The organism is Candidatus Amarolinea dominans (genome assembly GCA_016719785.1).
Taxonomy (GTDB): Bacteria; Chloroflexota; Anaerolineae; order SSC4; family Amarolineaceae; genus Amarolinea; species Amarolinea dominans.
In genome coordinates this window covers 690,934-708,558 of sequence record JADJYJ010000001.1, presented here as the reverse complement: position 1 = coordinate 708,558, position 17,625 = coordinate 690,934, and the positions used below count along the sequence as shown (strand labels likewise).

14 protein-coding genes are annotated in these 17,625 nt (G+C 62.7%); 1 reads left to right on the top strand and 13 read right to left on the bottom strand.

Annotated features, from left to right (window positions below; genetic code table 11):
• Positions 1–40: 40 nt before the first annotated feature.
• Together IPM84_03370 and IPM84_03365 are read right to left on the bottom strand one after the other, a co-directional pair.
• Positions 41–469 (bottom strand): HNH endonuclease, encoded by a 429-nt coding sequence (locus IPM84_03370; GenBank protein ID MBK9091812.1) that lies wholly within the window; start codon positions 467–469, stop codon positions 41–43.
• Complete coding sequence (locus IPM84_03365; protein MBK9091811.1) at positions 466–888, bottom strand: hypothetical protein; 423 nt, start codon at positions 886–888, stop codon at positions 466–468. Before IPM84_03365 ends, IPM84_03370 begins: the two co-directional genes overlap by 4 nt.
• Positions 889–1,169: 281 nt before the next feature.
• Here IPM84_03365 and IPM84_03360 point away from each other — a divergent pair, with 281 nt between their 5' ends.
• The gene (locus IPM84_03360; protein ID MBK9091810.1) at positions 1,170–1,859 is read left to right on the top strand and encodes a hypothetical protein; all 690 of its coding nucleotides are present in this window, start codon (positions 1,170–1,172) and stop codon (positions 1,857–1,859) included.
• 36 nt (positions 1,860–1,895) lie between these two features.
• On the opposite strand, the gene IPM84_03355 is transcribed toward IPM84_03360, so the two are convergent.
• From IPM84_03355 to IPM84_03305, 11 genes are all read right to left on the bottom strand, one after another.
• Positions 1,896–2,345, bottom strand: coding sequence for an arsenate reductase ArsC (locus tag IPM84_03355; GenBank protein ID MBK9091809.1), 450 nt, complete (start codon positions 2,343–2,345; stop codon positions 1,896–1,898).
• Between the two features lie 13 nt (positions 2,346–2,358).
• Complete coding sequence (locus tag IPM84_03350) at positions 2,359–4,029, bottom strand: CHAD domain-containing protein (GenBank protein MBK9091808.1); 1,671 nt, start codon at positions 4,027–4,029, stop codon at positions 2,359–2,361.
• 61 nt (positions 4,030–4,090) lie between these two features.
• A complete protein-coding gene (gene phoU / locus IPM84_03345; GenBank protein MBK9091807.1) occupies positions 4,091–4,771 on the bottom strand; it encodes a phosphate signaling complex protein PhoU in 681 nt (226 codons plus the stop codon).
• Positions 4,772–4,845: 74 nt separating this feature from the next.
• The gene (gene pstB, locus IPM84_03340; protein ID MBK9091806.1) at positions 4,846–5,667 is read right to left on the bottom strand and encodes a phosphate ABC transporter ATP-binding protein; all 822 of its coding nucleotides are present in this window, start codon (positions 5,665–5,667) and stop codon (positions 4,846–4,848) included.
• A gap of 11 nt (positions 5,668–5,678) precedes the next feature.
• A complete protein-coding gene (gene pstA, locus IPM84_03335; protein ID MBK9091805.1) occupies positions 5,679–6,563 on the bottom strand; it encodes a phosphate ABC transporter permease PstA in 885 nt (294 codons plus the stop codon).
• A 31-nt stretch (positions 6,564–6,594) separates the two neighbouring features.
• On the bottom strand, positions 6,595–7,548 hold the full coding sequence (gene pstC, locus IPM84_03330; protein ID MBK9091804.1) for a phosphate ABC transporter permease subunit PstC: 954 nt from the start codon (positions 7,546–7,548) through the stop codon (positions 6,595–6,597).
• 176 nt (positions 7,549–7,724) lie between these two features.
• A complete protein-coding gene (locus IPM84_03325; protein MBK9091803.1) occupies positions 7,725–8,750 on the bottom strand; it encodes a PstS family phosphate ABC transporter substrate-binding protein in 1,026 nt (341 codons plus the stop codon).
• A 458-nt stretch (positions 8,751–9,208) separates the two neighbouring features.
• Positions 9,209–12,709 (bottom strand): S8 family serine peptidase, encoded by a 3,501-nt coding sequence (locus IPM84_03320; GenBank protein MBK9091802.1) that lies wholly within the window; start codon positions 12,707–12,709, stop codon positions 9,209–9,211.
• 540 nt (positions 12,710–13,249) lie between these two features.
• Complete coding sequence (locus tag IPM84_03315) at positions 13,250–15,286, bottom strand: hypothetical protein (GenBank protein MBK9091801.1); 2,037 nt, start codon at positions 15,284–15,286, stop codon at positions 13,250–13,252.
• Positions 15,287–15,341: 55 nt separating this feature from the next.
• Positions 15,342–16,574 (bottom strand): exo-alpha-sialidase, encoded by a 1,233-nt coding sequence (locus IPM84_03310; GenBank protein MBK9091800.1) that lies wholly within the window; start codon positions 16,572–16,574, stop codon positions 15,342–15,344.
• Between the two features lie 230 nt (positions 16,575–16,804).
• Positions 16,805–17,524 (bottom strand): hypothetical protein, encoded by a 720-nt coding sequence (locus IPM84_03305; protein ID MBK9091799.1) that lies wholly within the window; start codon positions 17,522–17,524, stop codon positions 16,805–16,807.
• Positions 17,525–17,625: the final 101 nt, after the last annotated feature.

The following is a 17,625-nucleotide window of genomic DNA, read 5'->3' as shown; positions in this document are numbered from 1 at the left end:
TCTCGTCGCCCCCTTATTGAAGAGGGGGATAAGAGGGGGGTCAGTCCTGCGGTGGATGGCTGCCGATCTGGATCCACAACCGGCGTGCGTTGACCAGCTCAGGCCGATTGATCCGGATGGCGTTGACCGTCGTCCGCCCCGTCGGCGTCAAACCGACGATCAAGAGGCTGCCCATCTGCCAGGCAAAGTGCTCGTGCCATTCCTGGGTGTTGGGGTTGAAGAGGCGAACTGTGGCGCCGGTCTCAGGATCCGTGGCGACGATGCGGTCGTGCTTGATCAGATTGCAGGACCAGCAGGCCAGGCACAGGTTGTCGAGCGTCGTGCGACCGCCGAGCGATTCAGGGATGATATGATCCACCGTGAACAGCGAGCCGGTGATGTTTTCGGCAGTCTGGCAATAGCTGCAACGATGCCCGGCCCGTTCGACCACGGCCTGCCGGAGCACCGGCGCGATGTAGGCGTGACTCATGCCGCAGCCTTGGCCGGCTTCAGTTCCGAGACATCGTGGCCGCGATCTTTGAGCAGAGCGGCCGCCTGGCTGCGCACCAGCATCGTCCGATCGGCGCGGTGCGCCAGCCGTTGTGCCTCCCGTTCTTCCGCGACGGTCAGTTCATCGCGTTGTCGCTTGAACATGAGCGCCTGCATCCGTTCGGAATCCCTGGATGGCAGCGTGGTCTGCGCCGCCTGCCACAACTCAGCGTCTGTCAAAAAAGTGAGCTGTGCCAGATCGCCGGCAATGTCGAGCGGGAGGTCATCAGTAGTTGGCAGCGCGGTTGACACCACGATGATCAACTCGTCTTCGACGGAGCGGCGCATCCGCTGAGCACGGTGTTCGACCTGCCGATAGAGCATCTCGGGCAAGCGTAACGTGATGGTTTGCAGAGTCATTTTGATCTCATCCCTACTGAAGCTGATTTTGCACTCTCATTGTTCTTGACGCCAGGTTCTTGACGCCAGTCTATCACAAATCGCCTCAGGCAGCAAGGAGGCATTTCCCATGAACCGTACACCTTTTCTTGTTGCCCTGAAGCAAGATTGCATCCTATGGCTGCATGGTGGTCGCACTCAACGAGACGATCCGGGTCATGGGGGAGATCGACGCGGTGATCGAGGCGCACGGCGGGTGGCCGATACGATAGGTCCGTCCGCATCATTTGTAGGAGGTAATCGTGGGCATTACAATCTTTTATCAGGGCGCTCTGCGTGACTTGGGCCAACTGCCGCAGCTTAGCGCCCGACTTGAGGCCGCGTGCGCGGGGCTGAGATGGCCGTGCAGGGTCGTGGACGAGCGCATTCTGGGAACAGGCGAGCGCTACCGGAGCATCGAGATCGAGACCGATGACGGCATCCCCACCAGCACGTTCGAGATTGATGTCGAGCCGGTGGACGATCACGTGCGGGGGGTCGTCATCGCGCCGCCGGGCTGTGAAACGCTCTACCTCACCTTCGGACGCACCGGCAGGCTGATCGAATACTGCGACGCGCCGTTCGGCGATTCAACGCCGGGGCGCTATGGGCTGATCCACGAGCACCTCTTCACCAAGACTCAGTTCAGCTCACCCGAAGTACACATGCAGGTATGCGATCTGCTGCAGATCGTCGCGCCGTTTATGGCCGAGTGGGCGGTCCTCGATGATGGCGGGTACTGGGGGGTGTGGGATGAAGCCGCCTTGCGCGCCACCTGGGCGCGCCACACAGCCATCCTGGACGCGCTCTCGGATCCGGCGCTGCTTCAGGAGATCCTCGAAGCGGCTGGCGTAGACATCGAGGTCACCCAACCGCCGGAAGTGGGCAAGCATCTGACCGTCGCACACCCACTGTGGCGGCAGGAGTGGGGCGTCAGTGCGGGCGAGAATTGAGTTGCGTCATGGGGAAAATGGTGCAGCGCCGGGTTGTCAGACCCGTGAGGTCTGCGAGACTCCAAAGGCGGTCGCTGCGCGCAGCGCCATCAGCACCCGCTCGGTCATGTCGTCGCGCACCTGGCGGAATGCGGTCAGGATCTCTGCGGGGCTGCCCTGCGCTTTGGCCGGGTCTGGAAAGCTGAGGTGCAGGCGGCGTCCTGGCCCCAGCCAGACCGGGCAGTTCTCCGCGGCGTCGTCGCATACCGTGATCACCAGGTCGAATGACGTCTGGCGGAACTCGTCGGCGTGTTTGGAGCGCGCCTGCGCCGGAACAATGCCGATCTCAGCCAGGACTTGCAGCGCCAGCGGGTGAACGTAACCGGTGGGCTGCGTGCCGGCGGAGACCGCGGCCCAGGCGTCGCCCGCCCGCGCGTTGACGATGGCCTCAGCCAGTTGGGAACGGCAGGAGTTGCCGGTACACAGGAAAAGAACGCGGCGTTTCATCGAATCCCCTTGCTCACAGATTTGCAGCCGCCAGCGCCAGTTGGCGCCGCAGCCTGGGCGCATTGAGCCGCTTCCAGGCCGCGGGCACGCGGCGTCGTAGTTTGCGCACCTGCGCCTCCTGACTCGTCAGATAGGCAACCACCCCGGTCATCTCGGGCTGTTTGACCGCGCGCGCCTCCGGCAGACCGGTCTGCTGGGTCAGGAAATCGCTGAGCAGGTGTACGGCTACATCGGCGTCATGCAGATCGCCCAGCAAATCCTGCGTTTGCACCAGTTCTGCAATCACCGGCGCGACCTCGTGGCCCAACACCTCGCGCAGGTACTCCAGCAGATAGCGCAAGCCCTTGATCTCGATACGCAACTGGTGCAGCATCTCCAGCGACGGCCGATCGAGCACCCACTCATACGCGCGGATAGACTCGAAATCGAGCCAGACCGTGCTGGCCGCCACATGGCAGACCAGCACACGCTGCGGCTGGTTGCGAACGAGCGGTCGCGCGCCCGCGTCCGCCGTGGTCAGGAACGCCTCGAAATCGCGCTTGAACTGGCGATAGCGGTTGCTCTCCAGGAAGGCCAGCATGGCGCGGCGCGCCGCGGCGCGCTGCGCCTCCCAGGCCAGGCGCAGTCGTTCCAGCCCGGCGCGCTCCGCCTCAGGCAAACTGGCGGTGTAGCGCTGTAGTTTATCCAGCAGCACATCCAGATCGCGCACCTGGCCCAGGGCGCGCCCGGTGCGGCGCAGATTGCGCGCAAACGGGCGCAGGGCATCCTCATCGAAATAAGGTTCGAAGATCTTCAGCGCGGCGCGCATGCGGCGGGTCGCCACCCGCATATCGTGCAGGGCCTCGATGTCCTCGCCCTTGGCCGCGCCCTTTTCCTGGCGCAGCATGCGCCGAAAATGAAAACGGAGAGTCTTGCGCCCCGCCTCACTCATGCGGTCATCGCTGCGCACGCCCGGCGCCCGACCGCCCTTGTCCGCGCTGGCCGTATCGGGAACGCCGACCTCTTCGCCCGCGGCCAGGGCCAGTTCTGTCTCGGCGGCGCCGGCCAGCGCCAGGGCAATGAACAGTTTGGAACGCGGTTCCGGCTGCAATGCGGGAAAGGCTGCTTGCAGCGCCGCGCCGCACATCTGCAATTCCGCCTGGCTGCCGTCCTGGCTCAACTCGATCTCCGCCAGCCACAGCGGTTCATCGGCCGCGTTGAACAACACCGCATCCAGGCTCATCTCCGCCACCACGCGGCCGGCCAACGCGACCTGGCGCACGTGGCGCGTCTGCTGAATGCGGATCAACTCTTCCAGCGCATCGCCCGCAGCGAGGGATTGGGCCAGGGTGCGCGCCGGGCCATCCGGCCAGGTTTCGGGCGGGCCGGGGCTGGTCAGGCTGACTTCAACCTCGCTGCGCTGATGCAGGCCCTGCGCCTGGTCCCCGCCGGCATGGAGACCTTTCAGCGTCACCAGCCAGGCGCCATCTGCGCGTGGGCGCAGGCGACAGGCAAAGCCGGCGTGCAGAAAGTTGCGCTCGGCCGTATCGAAATAGACATCCTCGCCGCGTTTCACGCCCTTGTCGTGCAGGGTGAAATCGTCCAGGCGTGTGAGCGCGAGTAAATGATTGAACTCATCTTCGCCAGGAATGCGAAACTTGAGCTCCACTTCCTGGGCCAGGGCAGAGGCTGGGCTATCGGACATGGCATCACCTCGTTGACAATCCGGTCATTGCGCAATCCGGCGGATTGCGCCACAGTGATGTTTAGCCGGGGGAGCTTTGGGCGGAATCCAGAACGTCCAGTTCGATCATGCGGCCGGTGATCGTGAACACGGTGCGCTCGCAGATGTTGGTCACACGGTCGGCCGCGCGCTCCAGGTTGTGCGCCACCCACAGCAGGCGCATGGCCTGGTCAATGGTGCGCGGGTCGGCCACGATGCTGCTGATCAGGCGATTCTGCGTGCGCACGTAGAGGGCGTCCACCTCATCGTCTTCGGCCGGCAGGGTGCGTGCGGCCTGCACATCGCGGCGGTTGAACGCGTCAAGGGCGCGGCGCAGCATGTCGCACGCTTTGCGGCTCATCAGGTCAATATCATGCAGTGGATGGGTCAGCGGTTCGTCGGCCAGCATCAACGTGATGCGGGCAATGCCCTTGCCGTAGTCGCCCATGCGCTCCAGTTCGGTGGCAATCTCCAGAATGGACGCCAGCGTGCGCAGGTCGCTCGCCATCGGTTGCTGCATGGCGATCAGCGCCAGGCAGTTGTCCTCGATGGCAAGGCGTTTCTCGTTGATCAGGCGGTCGTCCGCGACCAATTGTCGGGCGGCATCCAGGTCGCGACGTTGCAGAATGTCCACGGAATCGAGAATGGCCTTCTCGACCATGCTGCCCAAGAGAAGGACATCTGCTTGCAGTTTTCCGATCTCACGTTCAAAGTGCTGACGAATTGACACGATCTGCTCCTGCTTGCCTGTCGGCCTGCAAGCGCCATCCGGCAGGTGGCGCCGCAAAGTTGCATGACTCAACCAAAACGTCCGGTGACGTAATCCTCGGTACGCTTGTCGTTTGGGGAGGTGAAAATAGCACGGGTTGGGCCAATCTCGATGACCGTGCCTGATTTGCGATTGTCATCCAGCATCATCATCGCGGTGATGTCGGAGACACGCGCCGCCTGCTGCATGTTGTGCGTCACGATGACGATGGTGTACTGTGTAGCTAATTCTACCATCAATTCCTCAATTTTCAGAGTTGCGATAGGGTCAAGCGCGGAACACGGCTCATCCATCAGGATGACCTCAGGTTCCACGGCCAGGGCGCGGGCAATGCACAGGCGCTGCTGTTGTCCGCCGGACAGGGCATACGCGCTGGCGCGCAGCTTGTCCTTGACCTCGTCCCACAGCGCAGCCTGGCGCAAGGAGCGTTCAACTAACTCGGACATATCTCCGTGATAGCCGTTGACGCGCGGGCCGTAGGCTACGTTATCGAAAATGGACTGCGGGAACGGATTGGGTTTCTGGAAGACCATGCCGATGCGCTTGCGCACTTCCACCGGGTCAACGATGGACGCGTAAAGATCAAGACCCTGGAACCAGACTCTGCCCGCCACGCGGGTCGCGGGGATCAGTTCGTTCATGCGGTTGAAACAGCGCAAGAAAGTGCTCTTACCGCAGCCTGAGGGGCCAATGATCGCGGTGATCTTGCGTTCGGGAATCTCCAGGGTGACGTCTTTGAGCGCCTGGCTGGCGCCATACCAAAAGTTCAGGCCTTCGACGCTAAAGGCGCTCTGGCTGGACAAGGCGGCGCCTGTAGCTGGCGGCGATAAAATGACTGATTCTCGTTGCATTGAGTTACTCGCTAGAAACGCTTCTGCAGGCGATCGCGCAGCAGGATGGCTATGGCGTTGGCGGTCAGCAGAACAGCCAGGAGGATGACGATGCCTGCGGCCGCCAGGTTGCGAAAGTCAGCCTGCGGCCGCGAGGTCCAGTTGAAGATCTGGATCGGCAGCACGGTGAACTGACTGAAGATATTTTCGGGTAAGAAAGCAATGTAGGTCAAGGCGCCGATGGTGATGAGCGGGGCGGTTTCGCCCACCGCGCGCGAGAGCGCCAGGATCGTGCCGGTCAGGATGCCAGAGGAGGCCATCGGGAGCACGGTGCGCCAGACTGTTTGCCAACGCGTGCCTCCCAGGGCCAGTGAAGCGTGGCGCAGCGAGGGCGGCACCGCGCGCATCGCCTCACGCGAGGCGATGATGATCGTGGGCAGGATGAGCAGGCTCATCGTCAAGGCGCCGGCCAGCAGGCTGCGTCCCAGCATGAGGGTGCGCACAAAAATGCCCAGGCCCAGCAGACCGTAGACGATGGACGGCACGCCGGCCAGGTTGGCGATGTTGATCTGGATCAAATTCGTGACCCAATTCTGCGGCGCGTATTCCTCCAGGTAGATGGCCGCGGCCACGCCGATGGGGAAGGCGAAGATCGCGGTCAGTCCGACAAGCCAGAGGGAGCCGGCAAAGGCGGAAAGAATGCCGGCCTTCTGTGGAAAACGTGAGGGGAAGCTGGTCAGGAATTGCCAATCGAGCCAGCCGCGGCTCTTGTTGAGCACATCCAACAGCAGGACGGCCAGCACGATCAGGCCGATGAGGGTGGCGGCAAAGGTCACGGCGGCGAAGATGCGCCCGGCGCGCTTGCGTCGCGCCAGGCGCCGGCGAAACTCAAGATTTGGGTTGGATGCTATGTCCATCTATTTCTTTTACCCTAATTGCGGTACAAATCTACTGATAGACCTGGCGATAGCGGGTCAGGATGCGTTGACTGATCAGGTTGAGCGCGAAGGTCATGATGAAGAGCAGCATGCCGACGGCGAAAATGGTCTTGAATTCGATGCTCTGCTGCGGATTGTCGCCCAGGCTGACGCGGGCGATGAATGCGGTCATGGTCTCCATCGCTTTGAGCGGATTGAGCTGCATGATGGTGCTCTGCCCGGCGGCGATGAGGACGATCATGGTTTCACCGATGGCGCGGGAAATCGCCAGAATGAAGGCCGCGGTGATGCCAGACAGGGCGGAGGGCACGACCGTGCGCAGCGTCACCTCCAGCTTGGTGGCGCCCAAGCCGTAGGCCGCTTCACGCAGCGCGCGCGGGACAGCGGTCATGGCATCTTCGCTGAGGGATGAGACCAGGGGGATGATCATGATGCCCATGACGATGCCGGCGCTCAAGGCGTTGAAAACCTGCATATCGGGCCACAACTGACGCAGCAGGGGCGTGACGAAGGTCAGGGCAAAATAGCCGTATACTACCGTGGGCACGCCGGCCAGAATTTCCAGAAGCGGTCTGAGCACCCGGCGCACGCGCGGGCTGGCATACTCGCTCAAGAAGATGGCCGCCAACAGCCCCAATGGCAGGGCAATGAGCATGGCAATCAGCGAGACGACGGCGGTGCCGGCCACGAGCGGTAGAACGCCAAAGCTGGGCGGGCTGAAAAGGGGCGTCCATACGGTGCCGGTCAGAAAATCGAGTAAGGGCACGGCGCGTAGAAATTCAAGGGCCTCGAAAATCAGGACGCCCACGATGCCGGCCGTGGTCAAGATAGAAACGGCAGCGCACAGAAAAAGCACGCTGCCGATGATCCGCTCGCGCATTGAGCGCCAGCGGTTGCCCACCAGGGGCGCGCCAGGGGCAGCGCGCTCGTGCTGCGCGGTCCTATTCGCCTGTAGTTGATCCATGGTTTTGCTGCCAGTCTCCCTGGCGAGTCAGTTGAACAAGCTCGTGATTGAGCATAATTTTACGCCAAGTTGAAATTCTGCGCCACTCTGAACACAACACCATGCCAACCCGGCGCCGGGCTGGCATGGTGTCATTACGTTGTACTTGAGCCTCGCAAACAGGCCCTGGTCAACGTTTACTTGGCAAACTTGGCCAGGGCCGCCTTGCCTTCATCGTAACGCGCCTGCGGTACAGCCACGTAACCGACCTCATCTACGATCAACTGCGCATTGTCAATGTAGAATTTGGTAAACTCAAAGACCTCCGGGCGACTCAGCGCGCTGTTCTTGACATAGAAGTAAAGCGGCCGTGAGAGCGGCGCATAGGCACCCTGGTTGACGGTGTCGAAGTTCGGCTCGACGCAGCCCTTGCCGCCATCAACCTGCACGGCGCGCAGCTTGTCCTTGTTTTCGATGTAGTAGGCCAGGCCAAAGTAGCCGAGCGCATTGGCGTCGCCTTCGATTCCCTGCACCAGGACGTTGTCATCTTCGCTGGCGGTGTAGTCCGCGCGCGATTGCTTGGCCTTGCCATTGATGACCTCGGTGAAGAAGTCGAAGGTGCCAGAATCGGTGCCGGGGCCGTAGAGGGTCAGCGGCTGATCCGGGAAGCTGGGATCAACGTCCTTCCAATTCTTGACCGCGCTGCCGGTGTCCCAAATGGCCTTCAACTGAGCCACGGTCAGGCACTGGGCAAAGGTGTTCTTGGGATTGACCACGACGGTCAAGCCGTCCAGGCCAACCAGAAACTCCGTATACTCGACCTTGCTCTGCGCGCAGACTTCTTTTTCGGAATCCTTGATCGCGCGCGACGCATTGGAGATGTCGGTCTCGCCGTTGCAGAACTTCTTGAAACCGCCGCCGGTGCCAGAGATGCCCACGGCTACCTTGACTTTGGGATGCACGGCGCCAAACTCTTCCGCGATCGCTTCGGTGATGGGGTAGACGGTGGAAGAGCCATCAATGGCGATGTCGCCGCTCAATTCGGCTATGGGCGCAGCGGTCGGCTGGGCCGGCTGAGTGGCTACGGCCGGCTGAGTGGCTGCGGGCGCCTGGGTGGCTGCGGGCGCCTGGGTGGCTGCGGGCGCCTGGGTGGCTGCGGGCGCGCCGCACGCGCTCAACGTCAGCGCCAGCAGAGTGAGGGCATAAACGAATCTCGTACGCATAGAAATTTCTCCTCGATGTTGACCTTAACAGGTTTACGTCATGCGGTGAAAAGGCTGCCGCGGCCCTTGCCCTATCGAAAGGCAGGCGCACGCAGATCTCGATCCGCACGCTGAGGATAGCCGGCTTGATTTAACTCGGCATTATGCGACGGTTAATGATTGGTAATTTGTGGATTAAGGCTTGATAACGTCTCTTGCCCGCAGCCCTGCGCAGGCTGGCTGCCGCACACATCGCCGGGCCAGCCGACAACGCCCGCCGCGGCGCAAGCTCCTTACCCGGCGGGCCTGCGCAAGGTTGGGCGATTCTTCGGCCAACAACCCTCGCAGGGGCCAATGGACATCGCAGCGTTGACTTGTGACGACGTTGCGTGCCTCTGAGTTCGTCATCTTGCCGCAGCCCTGCGAGGGGGATCCCCTCTGAGGTCGTCGTCTGGCCGCAGCCCTGCGAGGGGGGGACGTTACGGCGCCAGGGGGAAGTATCGAACCTGCGACTGGCACGATTGCACGGCCAGGTCGTCTATCTCCCAGCCGCCGCTGGGCCGGCCGACCGTCCGATCAGTGCCGACGCGAAAACGAAAGCGCACCGTTTGCCCGGCGAATGCGTTCAGATCCACGATGTTGTGCAGGTATTCCCACTGATCGCCGCACCAGGCCAGGCGACCGGCCAGCGGGTTGTCGAAATCGGACGAAATGACCCCGTTGTAGGGCTGGGTCAAGAGCATTTCGTTCGGCGCCTGCGCCCAGGTCACCCCATCATCGGTGGTGATTTCCAGCAGAGCGCCATCGTAACAGCCGGCCGTGCCGTCCTCGAATATCTGACTGTTCCAAAACTGGAGCGTCAGCGGCGCTTGCCCGCTGGGCAGGCTGAACCGCGGCGAAATCAGATGCACCTCGCTGACAGCGGCCGGCGCACCGGCGTGCCAATACTGCGGCGGGCTGTGCCAGCGGTTGGTTGCCAACCCCCACTGGTTTGGCCCGCTCACCGTGACGGCGGTCCAGCCGTCGGCCGCATGCGGTCCGTCGAAGTCGTGCATGACCTGCGTAACCGGCGCCGTTCCTGGCCCGCAGGCGCCGGGGATGTTCAGAGTCGTGAAGCTGAACACGGCCGAGGTTGCGCCCGCCCCACACGTATTGAACGCTTGGACGCGCCAGTAGTAGCGTGTGCTGGTGAGCAGGTCGCTGGCCGGTGTAAAACTGGCGCTGGTCAGGCCGCTGGCGGCAGCGACGATCGTGCTGAAACTGGCATCGAACGCAATCTCGATGGCGTAGGTTTGCGCCTGGCTGGCCGCATCCCAGGTGAAGGTTGGCCGGCGCGGCTGCAACGGTGCGCCGTCGGCCGGCGCGAGCAGCCCCGGCGCGGCCGGCGCCGCGTCGAAGACATCCAACCCCACGGTGGTGGTGTGCGTGGCGCTGACCGCCATGCCCACCACGTTGATCGAGTAGGCGCCTGGCGGCGCCGCGGCCGTGTTGCAGAGCGTCAGCGTCGGGGTGACCGGCGGCGTGACGGGATTGCCGCTGAACCCGACCATGACCCCGGCCGGCGCGCCGCTGGCGCTCAGGCTCACCGGCTGGTCGAAGCCCAGGATGGCGCCAACGGTCAGCGTGTAGGCGACGCTGATCGGCGCGCAGACCGACTGGCGGGTCGGGAAGCCTGCCAGGGTGAAATCGGGCCGCACGGTGCAGTTGGCGCACACCAGCGCAAACCCCTGGTCGGTGGCATCCCCGTTGTACAACACCGCGTCGCCCGGCAGGTTGGCAGCCTCCACCCGGATGGTGGCAGTCTCGCCGTGCGTGCGTAGATAGACGTTTTCCAGGTTGTTCCTGGCGTCGGCCGCGCCGCCGCTGACCGACCAACCGTGGTCGAAGACGTTACCCTTGTAGGTGACTGCGTCATCGGTCACGGTCAGGTTCAGGTCGTTGACCAGGGCGGGGTTGGCGCCCACCGCGCCCGGCGCGTCGCTCCAGGCCAGCGTCACCTTGAGCGGCCGGGTCGGGTCTGGCACGCCCACCGTGACTTCCCAGAATTCGCCCGTGTCGCGTAGCACGGTGGACTGGTCATGATAGACCATGGCCAGGCCACTGCTGATGACGTTGGTCAGGTTGATGCGCCCCCATCCTTGCAGAACGTTGGGGATGGCGCCGCTGCCCATGTCCACGGCGCCGTTGACCAACAGCGCCGTGGCCATCGCCGGACTGGGATTGGCGCCGGCGTTGAAACTGCGCCACCACTGTGTCAGCAGCGCCAGCGCGCCGGAGGTGTGGCCGGCGGCCATGCTGGCGCCTGAACAGTAGGCGTAGAGGTTGTTGGCCCCAAGGATGGCTGTACTGCAATCGCCGCCCAGGTGGTTGCGCGTGGAGGCGATGTTTTCGCCCGGCGCGGCCAGCGTTGGCCCATAGCGGCCATCCACGGTCGGCCCACGGCTGCTGAACTCAGAAGTGGCATTCATGTCATCACCCCAGCCGAAGAGGGGATTCACGCTGCTGGCGGCAACGATCAGGTTCTTGGCCTCGGCGGGCGCGGTCAGCGTGTTGGCGAGATAGCCGCTGTTACCGGACGGAAAGACCTCGACGAACGGCTCGGCGATGGTCGGCGTGTCGAAGTTGCCGTCCAGGACGATGAAATCGTGTATGCGCTCCGTGGCTTGATAGCCATGATTGATCCCTTCGCCGCTGGTCCAGGCGCTGCTGCCGCCGACCGCCCCGCCCAGGATGGCGAGCCGGCTCATCTCCTGCCAGCCGCCGGCCGGCGGCCAGACGTTGCCCGAGAGAGGATTCATGGCGAAGATGTTGGCGCCAGGCGCCACGCCCAGGCCGTACAGAAAACCCTGTGCATTGCCAAAGCCCCCGGCGCCGCTGCTGGCGATGCTGCCGGCGACGTGCGTGCCATGACCGCCGCCCGCGCAGTCGCTGCCCGGCTGGCCGGGGATGCTGCAGGCGCCGGGGAAATCGGCCCCCCCCACGATGCGGCCGCTGAAGTCGGGATGATCGTAATCCACCCCGGTATCAATCACGGCCCAGGTGACGCCGCGGCCATCGAAGCCCAGGTCCGCCAGCCAGGCGCGATAGCCCGGAAACGGCCGGCCGGCTGCGTAGTTGCCGGCCAGGATCTGATCGGCCGCTTCATCCTGCACCTGCGGCTGCGGGCTGGCATAGGCCACAGCCAGGACTGCGCCGAGTTGGCTGACAGCAGTCAGTGCGTCGGCGTCCAACGTGACGATGGCGTCGAAGAAGGCCCGGTCCGGCTGCGAGGGAAAAACCTGCACAAGCTGAGCGCCGAACTTCGCCAGCGCCGCCAGGGTCTGGTCGGGCTGGCCGTCGTTGTAGAACATCACGTCCACATTCTCGATGCGGCCGCGGCGGTTGTGCAGGTCTGCGTTGAGCTTGTAGGCCGGATGAAAAGCGCCCTGCCAGCGCACAAAGGGTTGCGTGGCAGCCGCCTCAGCCTGCGTCGCCGTGCCCCAGACCAGGTAGGTGTTGGAGGGGTAGTACTGCAGCGGCTTCAGCCCGGCTGCTGCCAGGTCCGCCAGCCAGGCGTCCTGAATGGGGCCGGCGAACTGCACCAGGCGCAGGGCCGGGCCGGTGTCCAGGGTCTGCATGGCCTCCGGCAGATTGGGTTCACCCACGGCCAGCGGATCGAAGACAAAATCACGCACCTGTACCTTACCGGCATCTTCGTCCACAGTGAAGGGCAGGCCGCTGGCGCGCAGGCGGGCGAGGTCGGCCGCATTCAACTGCAGCCAGCGAAAACTGCCGTAGTTGATGGCGGCCTGGGGGGATAGGCCCAGGGCAGTCACCTCGCTGACAGCAAAATCAGAGATGCGCACGAAATGACTGCCGTCGCCAGGCGCTGGCGGCGCCGCGCCGGCCGGCAAACCAGTCAACAGCAGGCTGAGGATGATGAGTCGCGCCAGCCCGCGCAGGCGCCGCGTCCTGTCAAATTGAGAAAACCGAGTTAGCATAAGATACTCCTTCCTCCCCTTGCGCAGGCTGGCTGCCGCACGAATCGCCGGGCAAGCCGAGAGCCCCGTGAATGAATTCACGGTCTGGTACACCCCCGTGAATGAATTCACGGTCTGATACACCCCCGTGAATGAATTCACGGTCTGATACACCCCCGTGAATGAATTCACGGTCTGATACACCAAAACCTGCTAAAGCAGGTTGGTATTGGGTGCGACGGCTGAATTCGTAAGACTTGTGGAGAACGAATTCACAACCCCAACCACCGCGACCTGACAAGACCAGTTCCCACCAGCGCAACCCGCTTGAGCGGGTTTCACATATCAGACACCGAATTCATTCGGTGGGCTGAATTCACGGTCTGATACACCAAAACCTGCTAAAGCAGGTTGGTATTGGGTGCGACGGCTGAATTCGTAAGACTTGTGGAGAACGAATTCACAACCCCAACCACCGCGACCTGACAAGACCAGTTCCCACCAGCGCAACCCGCTTGAGCGGGTTTCACATATCAGACACCGAATTCATTCGGTGGGCTACTACCGCACGAGCGGCAGATACAGGGGTTGCAGCACGACGTGGCGCAGGATGACCAGGCCGCCGCTCTCCGCCGCGACGTACACCTGATCCCCCGCCACCGCCACATTCCAGGCGTAGCCAGGGGTGACATAGGCTGCAGTCTCCCGCGGCCGCGCCGGGTCGCTCACGTCCAGCAGGCGCACACCGGCCGGCCCGTCCGCCAGGTAGACCGATGTGCCGTCCACGGCCACGCCCCACACCAGGCCCGGCGTGTCGTAGGTTGCCACGAGCTGCGGCTGCGCCGGGTTGGAGACATCCACAATGTGCAGCCCTTCCTCACGGCCGGCCACGTAGGCCAGCGTCCCGCTGACGGCCACCTCCACCGCTACCCCCGGCGACTGCCAGGAGCCGACCTCGAACGGGCTGTCGGGCTTGGAAACGTCCACGATGCGCAGCCCCGCTGCCCCGTCGGCCAGGTAGACCAGGTTGTCCACCGCCGTGACCGCATACGCTCCTCCCGGCGAGTCGAAGAGGCCGATCTCCGCAGGATGAACCGGATCGCTCATGTCAAGTGAGTACAGACGGCCGTGCATGCGATCGGCCGCATAGGCATAGCGCCCCGCAATCGCAACATCCCGGATAAAGGTATCGTAGGGTTGAAAGAAACTCAGTTCCCACGGTTGGCCGAGATCCTGCACATCCACGATGCGCATCCCTTTCGGTCCCGCCGCCACGTAAGCGATCTGCTCGTCCAGGGTGACGTTCCAGGCCATACCCGTGCTGTCGTATGCCGCCATCTGCGCCGGCTGGTCGGGTTGGCTGACATTCACGATGTGCATGCTGCCATCATGATCCGCCACATAGGCCAACACCTGGGGGGTGCAGCTACCGGCCTCACACACCGACTGCGACGCCAGGCTGACCCCATACGCACGCCCCGGCAGGTTGAACCAGCCCACGCGCATGGGGGCGGTGGGATCGGCGCCGCTGATGACCTGCAGGCCCCGGCTGCCGCAGGCAACAAATGCCAGGGGGGTCTCCTGCCCTGGCAGCATGGCAAGCGCCACCTCACCCGCCTCTCCCAGCGTATCGTAATAGCGCCAACTGACCAGCGGGCGTTGTGGATTGGCGACGTTGATAGTATTCACGATCCCGCTGTCCGCAAGGACGAACACGCGGCGCTCCGCCGCTGCCAGCCTGGAGATGAATCCGATGGATACCATCGAAGCTCCCACCACGCGACGTGGTTGGGTGATATCGCTGAGATCCATGATGTCCATCCCGGAATCGCCGCCAATATAGGCGTAGCCGCCGGCCAAAGCGACATCGCCGCTTTGCATCATCCCCATGTAGCCACTATAACTGGCCGTCAACAGCGGCTGGTCGGGATCAGTGACATTGACGATGTAGTAATAACGGTGTTCATCGGTGACATGGGCGTACACCTGCCCCGGTACGCTGGTCAGATCGGCGGCCACGCGCCAGGCATGGCCCGGCGTGTCGTAGAAGCCAGTCTCCCGCGGTTGGGTTGGGTCGCTGACATCTACGATGCGCAGACCGGCCTCGCCCACCGGCACGTACACATAGACCGACCAGGAACCGGTCGCAGTGGGAACCGCGGCCGCGGCCACATCCTCGGCCGCGGCCGGAAGCGCCAGGGAACTCGCCAGTGTGGGCGAGAGGGGATCGGTGAAATCCACGATGGAGAGAGTCGCGCCGGTCACCAGGTAGAGAAAGGCAGGCGGCTGATCGCGTCGGTTGACGTGTGCGGGCGCCACCGCCGCAAACGTCATCGCGACCACCGGGGCCGAGAGCGCCAACGACCGCCCGATCAGAACGGGCATCGTGGGGTGAGCGATGTCCAGCACTGTCACCGTCTGGCCCAGGCCGATTGCAGCATAGGAGCCGGCCAGCGCCACGCTCGAGACATCCCCGGCAACCTGGGCTGTCAGGATGAGGTTCTCCTGCGGCCAGACCGTGGGGGCGCCGTCTTGCACCAGACCCCCGTCATACAAAAGAACCGGGAGCAAGAGCAGCCACATCCAGAGTTTGAACATCGTGTCGAGTCCTTTTCAGATAGAAACCCGTTTTCTCCAAGAAAACGGGTTTCTGTCAAAACACCGGCGGCGCATTCAGGCAGTTCCACGTCAACCCGCCGTCGTCTGAATGATAGTAGTGAAGGTTGCTGCCAGCCTGGGTCGAAAGAAACAGGCTCAACGGCCGGGTACGGAGCCCAGTCTTGCCGGCCAAAGGTAAGTAAGCCTGGTGACTGAACGTTGCACGGACCGCAGGCGACGCGACACCTTCTGGACCGCTCCCCTGCTGGCGCAGACCGCCAATACCCGGTGCAACCTGGTTGGAATCACCTGCCGACCTCCTGACATCGAGGCGTGGTTTCTGCACACCGCTCGCGATGACCGACCAGTTCGCGCCATCATCGTAGGATACCAGCACAGCATTTTCGGTCGCAATGAACAGCGTGCGATCTTCGACAAAATTGGGTGAAAGATCCAGGTCTGCTATATGAGCTTCGCCGCCAAGACCAAATACCGGTTGCCAGGTCCAACCGCCGTCCTGGCTCCTGAGCAAGGTCTGCACCTGCGCCCCAAACACCGTGTGATCGCGGGCGAAGTTCGGCGAAAATATCACCAGGTAGGCTGGCCCTGGATCTTCTTCAGGCCGTTGCCAGGTCATGCCGCCATCCGTGGATCTTATCAGGTAATCCGCCAGGCCATACAGAGTGCTGTCTTCGGCAAACGTTGGCGACACATACAAGAAATAGGCGTTGGTAGCGTCCCACACCGCCTGCCAACTCAGACCGCCGTCGTCAGAGCGCAAAATACCCGAACCGGATTCGGTGGGGAACAATGGCTCAGCGCGAACCGCAAAGATCGTTTCTGCACGATCCGTGGTAAACACCCCTTGGCAATACGGATCGCAAGCTGTGCGTTCTTGCCAGGTGATGCCTGCGTCCGTACTGCGCACGAAACCGTATAGTTTACGCCGATTATGCCAATGTCGAATGTAGAGCGTCACGTCTGCATCTCCAGACGCACGAACGACAGCAAGGTCGTAGGCTTCTTCCCCAATGACTGATGCATGATAGATCATCTGCCAGGTAGCGCCGTTGTCACGACTGCGCCAGAGTTGTGGCGAGTAGACAAAAAAGAGCATGCGATCTTCCTCGTAAACTGGAGAAGGCACGAGATTGCTCCAATACGAATATGGAACAGACGAACATAACGGCAACGTGGAATGCGCGCCGTCTGACCCTGCACCGGACAACACCTCCTCTACCCAGCCGCTAGAAACCATGACGAATGAAACCGTGATCCATTGAAACATCGTCATCAGCATCCTGATTCGTCGCATTGAATGCCTCCCTTCACGGCGTTGGTGTATGCGTTGGCGTGATCGTTGGTGTTGGCGGCCACGCCGGGTCGTAACTGGCCCATTCGTTTCCTAAGATCGTCAACCGATAAGGCGGCGTGCCGGTTGCTTCGGTTTCCATCAAGCGCGTTCGCGCATCACCATAAGCCACACTGAACCAGGCAAGGCGGAGATAACCAGGATTCTCAGATGACCCCATGAATCCAGCCATCGGCTTCATCAGGTAGTTTCGCACATCTAGTCGCGAAGGGGTGGGAGTAGGGGTCCCAGAAGACCAACCAAGTGCGTCCCGGATGCAGCGCAACAAGCGCGCGCAAGGGGTCAGTGGAATTCCCGAAGAATCCGCACCGCACCATCGGCACGAAGCCGAGGCGATCATACTCGCCATAACTGCTGTCGTCTCCCCAGTCGTACCACCAGCCCAGGTTGAAGTTGTCGAGATGAGAGGTGTCCGACCAATGCTGACCTTCTTCGATGGCATTGCCAACCCCTTTCCAGCCATAGAAAACGTTGACATGTGGAAGATAAGTGAGGTGAGTTGTCTGTGGCAGCGACAAGATCACCGCAGATGGTGGCGTAATCGTACGAATACCGTCAGGTGTTCGAGTAACGGTGGCAGTCCTCTGCGGGGTGGATGTGAGAGTACCAATACGTGTCGGCTTGGGGTATGCATAGCGGCGCTCGCCCAACACGCGGGCCAGGGCGTCATCGGTGATGACGCCGATCGGCCGGGGCGTCTGGATGGGCGAGTTGAAGAGCAGCCGGCTCATGTCGCCGGCGGCGCCGGCCTCGCGGGTGGCGTCGCCGTTCGGCGCAGAGAGGACCATGGTGATCAGTCCGCTGACAAGGGCGAGCGCCAGCAGAGGCCATACACTGCGTGTTTCACCTGGTGGGTTAGGGGCCATGAAATCCTTCTCGAAGCGTTCATGGGTTTGACAAGTCAACCAGTGCGGACGGCTGATGCGTCTCACATCGTCAGTATAACACCCCCCATCGGCCCTGTCAA

Excerpts from the sequence above, each read along its gene's own strand:
- IPM84_03355 (MBK9091809.1), bottom strand. The coding sequence starts at position 2,345 with ATGAAACGCCGCGTTCTTTTCCTGTGTACCGGCAACTCCTGCCGTTCC.
- pstA (MBK9091805.1), bottom strand. The coding sequence starts at position 6,563 with ATGGACATAGCATCCAACCCAAATCTTGAGTTTCGCCGGCGCCTGGCG.
- IPM84_03370 (MBK9091812.1), bottom strand. The coding sequence starts at position 469 with ATGAGTCACGCCTACATCGCGCCGGTGCTCCGGCAGGCCGTGGTCGAA.
- IPM84_03305 (MBK9091799.1), bottom strand. The coding sequence starts at position 17,524 with ATGGCCCCTAACCCACCAGGTGAAACACGCAGTGTATGGCCTCTGCTG.
- IPM84_03325 (MBK9091803.1), bottom strand. The coding sequence starts at position 8,750 with ATGCGTACGAGATTCGTTTATGCCCTCACTCTGCTGGCGCTGACGTTG.
- IPM84_03320 (MBK9091802.1), bottom strand. The coding sequence starts at position 12,709 with ATGCTAACTCGGTTTTCTCAATTTGACAGGACGCGGCGCCTGCGCGGG.
- pstB (MBK9091806.1), bottom strand. The coding sequence starts at position 5,667 with ATGCAACGAGAATCAGTCATTTTATCGCCGCCAGCTACAGGCGCCGCC.
- IPM84_03350 (MBK9091808.1), bottom strand. The coding sequence starts at position 4,029 with ATGTCCGATAGCCCAGCCTCTGCCCTGGCCCAGGAAGTGGAGCTCAAG.
- IPM84_03365 (MBK9091811.1), bottom strand. The coding sequence starts at position 888 with ATGACTCTGCAAACCATCACGTTACGCTTGCCCGAGATGCTCTATCGG.
- pstC (MBK9091804.1), bottom strand. The coding sequence starts at position 7,548 with ATGGATCAACTACAGGCGAATAGGACCGCGCAGCACGAGCGCGCTGCC.
- IPM84_03315 (MBK9091801.1), bottom strand. The coding sequence starts at position 15,286 with ATGTTCAAACTCTGGATGTGGCTGCTCTTGCTCCCGGTTCTTTTGTAT.
- IPM84_03310 (MBK9091800.1), bottom strand. The coding sequence starts at position 16,574 with ATGTTTCAATGGATCACGGTTTCATTCGTCATGGTTTCTAGCGGCTGG.